This is a genomic window from Promineifilum sp. (SeqCode) (assembly GCF_041918635.1).
Lineage (GTDB): Bacteria > Chloroflexota > Anaerolineae > Promineifilales > Promineifilaceae > Promineifilum.
The window spans coordinates 1-7,062 of the sequence record NZ_JAYRVJ010000310.1 but is presented as its reverse complement, the minus strand read 5'-3'; the positions used below and the strand labels follow the sequence as shown (position 1 = coordinate 7,062).

7 protein-coding genes are annotated in these 7,062 nt (G+C 66.1%); 3 read left to right on the top strand and 4 right to left on the bottom strand.

What is annotated here, in order from left to right; all coding sequences use genetic code 11:
• Window positions 1-107: 107 nt before the first annotated feature.
• Together ACE3UY_RS09945 and ACE3UY_RS09940 are read right to left on the bottom strand one after the other, a co-directional pair.
• The gene (locus ACE3UY_RS09945; RefSeq protein ID WP_374687382.1) at window positions 108-1,169 is read right to left on the bottom strand and encodes an ABC transporter ATP-binding protein; all 1,062 of its coding nucleotides are present in this window, start codon (window positions 1,167-1,169) and stop codon (window positions 108-110) included.
• Window positions 1,170-1,238: 69 nt separating this feature from the next.
• Window positions 1,239-2,960: an ABC transporter permease gene (locus ACE3UY_RS09940; RefSeq protein WP_374687381.1), complete on the bottom strand. Its 1,722-nt coding sequence runs from the start codon at window positions 2,958-2,960 to the stop codon at window positions 1,239-1,241.
• A gap of 212 nt (window positions 2,961-3,172) precedes the next feature.
• Here ACE3UY_RS09940 and ACE3UY_RS09935 point away from each other — a divergent pair, with 212 nt between their 5' ends.
• The 3 genes from ACE3UY_RS09935 to ACE3UY_RS09925 all read left to right on the top strand — a co-directional run bounded on the left by ACE3UY_RS09935 (window position 3,173) and on the right by ACE3UY_RS09925 (window position 5,566).
• A complete protein-coding gene (locus ACE3UY_RS09935; protein WP_374687380.1) occupies window positions 3,173-3,688 on the top strand; it encodes a DNA polymerase ligase N-terminal domain-containing protein in 516 nt (171 codons plus the stop codon).
• Window positions 3,685-4,608 (top strand): non-homologous end-joining DNA ligase, encoded by a 924-nt coding sequence (ligD, locus tag ACE3UY_RS09930; protein WP_374687379.1) that lies wholly within the window; start codon window positions 3,685-3,687, stop codon window positions 4,606-4,608. Before ACE3UY_RS09935 ends, ligD begins: the two co-directional genes overlap by 4 nt.
• Before the next feature lie 88 nt (window positions 4,609-4,696).
• Entirely contained in the window at window positions 4,697-5,566 is an 870-nt protein-coding gene (locus ACE3UY_RS09925) for a helix-hairpin-helix domain-containing protein (protein ID WP_374687378.1), read from the top strand.
• 86 nt (window positions 5,567-5,652) lie between these two features.
• On the opposite strand, the gene ACE3UY_RS09920 is transcribed toward ACE3UY_RS09925, so the two are convergent.
• Together ACE3UY_RS09920 and ACE3UY_RS09915 are read right to left on the bottom strand one after the other, a co-directional pair.
• The gene (locus tag ACE3UY_RS09920) at window positions 5,653-6,276 is read right to left on the bottom strand and encodes a uracil-DNA glycosylase family protein (protein WP_374687377.1); all 624 of its coding nucleotides are present in this window, start codon (window positions 6,274-6,276) and stop codon (window positions 5,653-5,655) included.
• A gap of 251 nt (window positions 6,277-6,527) precedes the next feature.
• The coding region (locus ACE3UY_RS09915) for a thiamine ABC transporter substrate-binding protein (protein WP_374687376.1) at window positions 6,528-7,062 on the bottom strand (535 nt) is incomplete at its 5' end.

Here is a 7,062-nt window from a genome sequence, read left to right as displayed (position 1 = left end):
TTTTTTTGGCTTTTCTCCCCCCCGTCCGCCCCCCCTTGGGGGGCGGGGGGGTCTAACCCCCCCCTGGCTGGGCCCCGCTACGAGGAGAACGGCGATGAATCGCCTGACTACGAACCATCCACAAACATCTGAAGTTGCTCCGCCCCCACCGTCACCCGCACCCGATCCCCGGGCGCGAATGGCAGCGAGTCCTGCTCCTCGAACAGCAGCCGCTCCCCGCCGGCGGCCAGCCACAGTTGTGAGAAACGCCCGCGGAAGGTTACCGCCTCCACTACGCCGGCGACCTGGTTGATCGCTCCCTTGTCCGCCGCGCCGGCCGCCTCGATCCCGGCCAGCACCGGCTTGATCAGTAACAGCCCCGTCGCGCCGAACGGCAGCGGTTCGCCCGCCGGCCGGAAGCGGCCCACCGCCGTCTCCACCTCCCCCGCCGCCGCGACGCGCGCGGGCAGGAGATTCTCGAAGCCCAGGAACCGCGCCACAAAGGGTGTGGCCGGCTGGGCGTGCACCGCTTCCGGCCGATCCAGCTGCTCGATCCGGCCGGCATTCATCACCGCCATACGGTCGCTGACGGCGAACGCCTCCGCCTGGTCGTGGGTCACGTAGATAGCGGTCATGCCCACCCGCTTGAGGATGACCCGCACGTCCAGCATCAGCCGCTCGCGCAGCGCCCGATCCAGCGCCCCCAGCGGCTCATCCAGCATCAGCAGTTGCGGCCCGGGGGCCAATGCGCGGGCCAACGCCACCCGCTGCTGCTCCCCGCCCGAAAGCTGGCCGATCTCCCGCCCGCCGAAGCCGTCCAGATCGACCGCGGCCAGCATCTCGGCCACACGGGCGTCGATCTCGGCCGCCGGCAGCCGCCGCATCCGCAGGCCAAAGGCCACGTTGTCGCGGACATTCTTGTGGGGAAAGAGGGCGAAGTCCTGAAACATCATGCCGAAGCTGCGCTCATGGGGCGGCACGCCGGCCATATCGCGGCCGTCGAAGCGCACCTGGCCGGCGTCCGCTCGCTCCAGCCCGCTGATTATGCGCAAGAGCGTCGTCTTGCCGCAGCCCGACGGGCCAAGCAGGCACAAAACCTCCCCTCGCTCCAGCGTCAAACTTACGGCATCCACCGCGCTCGTCCCCGGCGCGAACGACTTGCTAACCCCCACTACTTCTAACAACGTCATAGCCTTCTCTACAGCAACCCGCTTCATTCTAAAATCTGCGTGATCTGCGAAACCTGCGGATTCCTCCTCTTAAAATTCTCCCTCTCCTCCAACCCGGAAATGCTCAATCGCCACAAACGCCACCGCGCACACCGCCATCAGCAACACGCTCATCGCCAACGCCTGCCCATAGTTGAGCGCCCCAGGCTGCCCCAGGAAGCGATAGATCGCCACGGGCAGCGTCGGCGTCTCCGGCCGGACGAGAAAGACCGTCGCGCCGAACTCACCCATGCTCATTGTGAAGGCGAACAGCGCCCCCACCAGCAGCGGCCGCCGGATGAGCGGCCAATCCACCTCGCGCCACACGCGCCACTCGTTCGCCCCCAGCATAGCCGCCACCTCTCGCAGCGAGGGCGGGATGGCGCGAAAGCCGGGCAAGACCGTGCGCAGCACGAACGGCACGGCCACCACGGCGTGGACGATGGGCAGCAGGGCGATGGAGTCGCGCAGGACCAGCGGCGGGCGCCCGAAGCTGATCAGGTAGCCCAATCCCAGGGTAACAGCCGAAGTCGCCAGCGGCAGCATGAGCAGCGGGTCGAGCAGTCGGGAGAGCGCCGCCCGCCCGCCGGCCGCGCTGCGGGGCGTCCGCTCCCAGCGCGTCACCAACTGCGCGCTGATGAGGCCCAGCGTCACGGCCAGCGCCATGGCCGCCAGGGCGATGGCGACCGAGTTGAGGATGGCCTCGGCCGGCGGCACGAAGAAGAGCGACGACTCGCGATTGGTGAAGAGCGCCCGGTAGTAGGCCAGCGTCAGCCCCCCCGCCCCACGCAACGAACGCCCCGTCAGCGCCAGCAGCGGCGCGCCGATTAAGACGACGATGGCCGCCACCACCCCGCCGACCAGCAGCCGCTCCCGACCCGACCGCGCCGGCCGCTCGACCGCGCGCCGCGCGCCGGGGCGCACCGGCCGGCTGATGCGCGCCTGCGTCCGCGTGTAGAAGCCCATCAGGATGAAGGTGAACAGGATTTGCCACAGCGACAGGGCCGCGGCCACGGGCAGGTTGAACAGGTTGACCGCCTGCCGGTAAATCTCGACCTCCAGGGTAGCGAAACGCGGCCCGCCCAGGATGACCACCACGCCGAAACTCGTGAAGCAGAAGATGAAGACGAGCACGGCCGCGGCCATGATCGCCGGACGCAGCAGCGGCAGCGTCACCTCGACGAACGCCCGCGCCGGCGACGCGCCGAGCATCTGCGCCGCCTGGGTCAGCGACGGCGGCAAGTTTTGCCAGTAGGCCGTCAGCAGCCGTAGGGCGACACTATAGTTATAGAAGACGTGGGCCAGCAGGATGATCCATACCGTCTGCGTCAACTGGATGGGCGGGCGCGCCAGCCCCAACACGGCCCGCAACCAATCGTTGATGACGCCGTTGGGGCCGATGAGAGCCACGAACGCGGCGGCCACGACCACCGTTGGCAGCACAAAGGGCAGCGTCGCCAGCGCCCGCACCAGCGCCTTGCCCGGAAAGCGAAAGCGGGCCAGCACGTAGGCCCCGGGGAAGGCCAGCGCCAGCGTCAGCGCCGTGGAGACGACCGCCTGCCATAGCGTGAACCACAGCACGCGCAGGAAGTAGCTCGACGCGAACAACTGCGCCAGCGCGGAGAGGTCGGGCCGCCCCTCCGGCAGCAGCCCCAGGCGCAGGATAGCCCCCAACGGATAGAAGTAGAAAAGGACAAAGAACAGCAGTGGCAGCAGGAAGACCAGGCTGCGCAAAAGGCGACGGGGGGCGCGGGTGATGGTTAGGTCGGGCATAACAAGCGTAGCGGCTCCCTTTGTAACCCCTCTCCCCGCTTTTTACAAACTTGGAGGGTGGATTTTAGAACCCGCCTCTACGACCACAGCCACCCAGTAGGGGCGGGTTTGAAACCCGCCCCTGTATCCCAACTTATATCCGGCCTCCATATCTCGATATACAGCCCGCCCATACGCAACCGACTACGATGGTCGCGGGAGAAAGAAGGCATATGACCGACTCACTCAAAGCGTACCGCGCAAAGCGAGACTTCAACGTGACGACCGAGCCGGCCGGCGGCCAGACGCGCGCCTCCGACCGGCCCATTTTCGTCATTCAGCGCCACGACGCCAGCACACTCCACTACGATTTCCGGCTGGAGGTGGACGGCGTGCTCAAGTCGTGGGCCGTGCCCAAGGGGCCGCCGGACGAGCTGGGCGAGCGCCGCCTGGCCGTGCCGACCGAGGATCATCCGATGGGGTATGCCAACTTCGAAGGACGTATCCCGAAGGGCCAATACGGCGCGGGCAAAGTTGAGATTTGGGACAGCGGCACGTATCGCAACCTGCGCGAGACGGGCGACGAGCCGGCTTCCATGAACGAGGCGCTCGACGAAGGCAAGGTCGAAATTTTCCTGGAAGGCCGCCGGCTCCACGGCCCCTACGCCCTCATCCGCACCGCCGGCGGCGATGAACCGCGCTGGCTGTGGCTCCAGATGAAGTCTGACGAGGACAACGAGAAATCATGACGATAAAGACCTTTGAAGTCGGCAGCCATACCATCGAGGTCTCCAACGCCGGCAAAGTACTCTTCCCCAACGACGGTATCACCGAGGGCGACCTGGCCGATTACTACGCGCGTGTATCCGAGGTCATGCTGCCACACGTGGCCGGCCGGCCGCTGAGCATGCAGCGCTTCCCCAACGGCATCGACAAGCCAGGTTTCTACGCGAAGCAGGCCCCCGAGCACTTTCCCGACTGGATCGACCGGGTGGAGATCGAGGTGCTGGAGACGGGCGAGCGACAGCCGCAGATCGTCGCCAACAAGCCGGAGACGCTCGTCTATCTGGTCGATCAGGCGTGCATCACCCCCCATACCTGGCTCAGCCGCACCGATGACTTGCAACGCCCCGATAAACTCATCTTTGACCTCGACCCGCCCCAGGCGTTCGAGGCTGCCCGCGCCGCCGCCCACTCGCTGCGCGCCCTGTTGGACGAGCTGGAGTTGCCCGCCTACCTGATGACTACCGGCTCGCGCGGCCTGCACGTCGGTGTGCCGCTCGATGCCCAGGCCGACTTCGACACGGCGCGCGCCTTCGCCCGCGACCTGGCCGACCTGCTGGCCGCGCGCGATCCGGAGCGGCTGACGACCGAGACGCGCAAGGCGGCCCGCCGCGGCCGGCTGTTCCTCGACTACCTGCGCAACGCCTACGCCCAGACCGCCGTGCCGCCCTACGCCGTCCGCGCCCGGCCCGGCGCGCCCGTCGCCACGCCGTTGACGTGGGACGAACTGAACGATCCTGAGCTCACCTCCCAGAGCTACACCATCCACAATCTCTTCGAACACCTGGAGCGGCGCGGCGACCCGTGGGCCAACTTCTACGATTATGCGGACTCTCTTAAGGCAGCCCGCTTGCGGCTGGATAAGCTGATGGATAAGTCTACCTGAAAGAAGAATCCACAGATGACACCGATTTTCGCGTTAAAGAAATCGGTGTCATCTGTGAAATCTGTGGCTTCTTCTTTGAAATCTTCCTATGACCAGGCAACGAACGAATGACGAGATAGCCGACCTGCTGGAGCGCATCGCCCAACTGCTGGAGGCGCAGGACACCAACCCGTACCGCGTGCGCGCTTACCAGAGCGCGGCGACCACCGTCCGCGGCGCTGACCCGCTGGCCGACGCCGCTCAGGCCGGCGACCGCGCGGCGCTGATGGCCCTGCCCGGCATTGGCGAGGGGCTGGCGAACGTGATCATCGAGTACGTTCGCACCGGCGAGAGCGATGTACTGCGCGAACTGGAGAGCGAACACAGCCCGGAACGCCTTTTCGCCCGCGTGCCGGGCATCGGCGAGAAGCTGGCGGCGCGTATCGTCGCCACGCTGGACATCGAGACACTGGAGGAACTGGAGGTCGCTGCCCATGACGGCCGGCTCGACGCCGTGGAGGGCTTTGGCCCCGAGCGCATCCAGTCGGTGAGGGCCACGCTGGCCGGCATGCTCAGCGACTCCGCCCAACGCCGCGCCCGCCAGCGCACGGAGAACGCCGCCGGTCGGCCGGAGGAGCCGCCAGTGGACGTGCTGCTCGACGTGGACGCCGAATACCGCCGTCGCGCCGCGGCCGGCGAGTTGCAAACCATCGCCCCCAAGCGCTTCAATCCTAAAGGGGAGGCGTGGCTGCCCATCTTGCACACCAAGCGCGGCGAGTGGTCGTTCACGACGATGTTCTCCAACACTGCCCGCGCCCACGAGGCGGGCAAGACGAACGATTGGGTGGTCATCTATTTCGAGCGCGAGGGGCAAGAAGAACACCAGCGCACCGTCGTCACCGAGGCCCAGGGGGCGCTGGCCGGTAAGCGCGTCGTACGCGGCCGCGAGGCGGAGAGCCGGCGGCACTATGATGACTAAATCAACCGCGGATTTTCACAGATTTTGCGGATAAGACGGATTGAATTGTATTCAATCCGTCTTATCCGCGAAAATCCGTGGTTAATTCATTTCTCTGCCGGCTGCCGGTTGTTGATAAGCTCGCCCAACAGGCGGAAGTCGTTCTCTATGGTCTCCTTTAGATCTTCCCGATAGAAGACCACCGCCGGGTGGAATAGCGGCACGATGAACACCCGCCCGTACGGCGCTTCCACCGGCACGGCCACGCCATGGAGGGTCGTGATCGAGCCTTCCTCCGTCATCCCCTCGAAGTGCTTGCGCACAAAGTCCAGCGCGTGCCGGCCCAGCGGCACGACCACCCGCGGTTGGACGATCTCGATTTGCCGCCATAGGAACGGCGCGTAGAGGCGAACCTCCTTCACCCGCGGGTCGCGATTGTCCGGCGGCCGATCCTTGACCACGTTGGTGATGTAGACGTCGCTCCGCTCCAGCCCAATGCCCTTCAGCAGGCTATCGAGCATCCGGCCGGCCGGCCCCACGAACGGCCGGCCCGTCTTGGCCTCCACTTCGCCGGGGGCCTCGCCGATGAACATGATCTCGGCGTTCGGGTTGCCCTCGCCGATGACCGGATGATAGTGGTTGGTAACGCGGTAGTCATATAGCGGCGACTCGCTCAACGCGCGAATCTCCGCCTCAACCGCCGCCAGTTGGCTGGCGCGTTCGTCTTGCATACGGCTGACCTCTTCCACATCTATTTGATATTCGCGCCGCTACCCCAATGCCGGCGCGTTCTTCGCCTGCCATCATACTAATCGAAGGCGCGCCGCCCCGCTCGTACATCGGACACAGCGACGGACATAGATGCGGATTCATTTCCCCCAACCAAGACCTGACAGGTGGGGCCGCGTTGCGGCAACGCGACCCCACCTGTCAGGTCTCCCCAAATCTGCGTAATCTGCGAAATCTGCGGATTCTTCCTCTTCTATCGTAGCACCGCCTCCGTCCACGCCTGAATCCACGCCTCCCGGTTGGCCGTGATGCGCTCCGGCGCCATCGTCACCGGCGCTTCGGGCAACACACTGTGCTGCACGAACACTTCCGGCAGCGCCGCCGTCTCGTTGGCCGGATAGACGAACATCTTCAGCGGGATGTCCTCCTGGAAGCGCCGGCCCAACATAAAGTCGACCAACTGGCGCGCTGCCGCCTCTACCTCCGTGCCGCGCACGATGCCGACGAACTCGATCTGGCGGAAGCACGCCCCGTCGCCGACGACGGCCGCGGTGGGCGCTTCGGCCGGCGGCTCCTCGGCGAAGTATACCTCGGCCACCGGGCTGCTGGCGTAGCTGACAACGACCGGCCGGTCGCCCTCCGACGCAGCCGTGAAGTGGGTGTAGTACGCCTCCGACCAGCCATCGACGACCAGCGCCCCGTTCTCTTCCAGCGCCCGCCAGTAGTCGAGGTAACCGTCCTCACCGTGCGCCTCGATGGTCAGCAGCAGGAAGGCCAGTCCCGGCGTG

Bases quoted from the DNA above. Each gene is read 5' to 3' on its own strand.
- ACE3UY_RS09935 (WP_374687380.1), top strand. From the start codon at position 3,173: ATGACCGACTCACTCAAAGCGTACCGCGCAAAGCGAGACTTCAACGTG.
- ACE3UY_RS09945 (WP_374687382.1), bottom strand. From the start codon at position 1,169: ATGACGTTGTTAGAAGTAGTGGGGGTTAGCAAGTCGTTCGCGCCGGGG.
- ACE3UY_RS09940 (WP_374687381.1), bottom strand. From the start codon at position 2,960: ATGCCCGACCTAACCATCACCCGCGCCCCCCGTCGCCTTTTGCGCAGC.
- ligD (WP_374687379.1), top strand. From the start codon at position 3,685: ATGACGATAAAGACCTTTGAAGTCGGCAGCCATACCATCGAGGTCTCC.
- ACE3UY_RS09920 (WP_374687377.1), bottom strand. From the start codon at position 6,276: ATGCAAGACGAACGCGCCAGCCAACTGGCGGCGGTTGAGGCGGAGATT.
- ACE3UY_RS09925 (WP_374687378.1), top strand. From the start codon at position 4,697: ATGACCAGGCAACGAACGAATGACGAGATAGCCGACCTGCTGGAGCGC.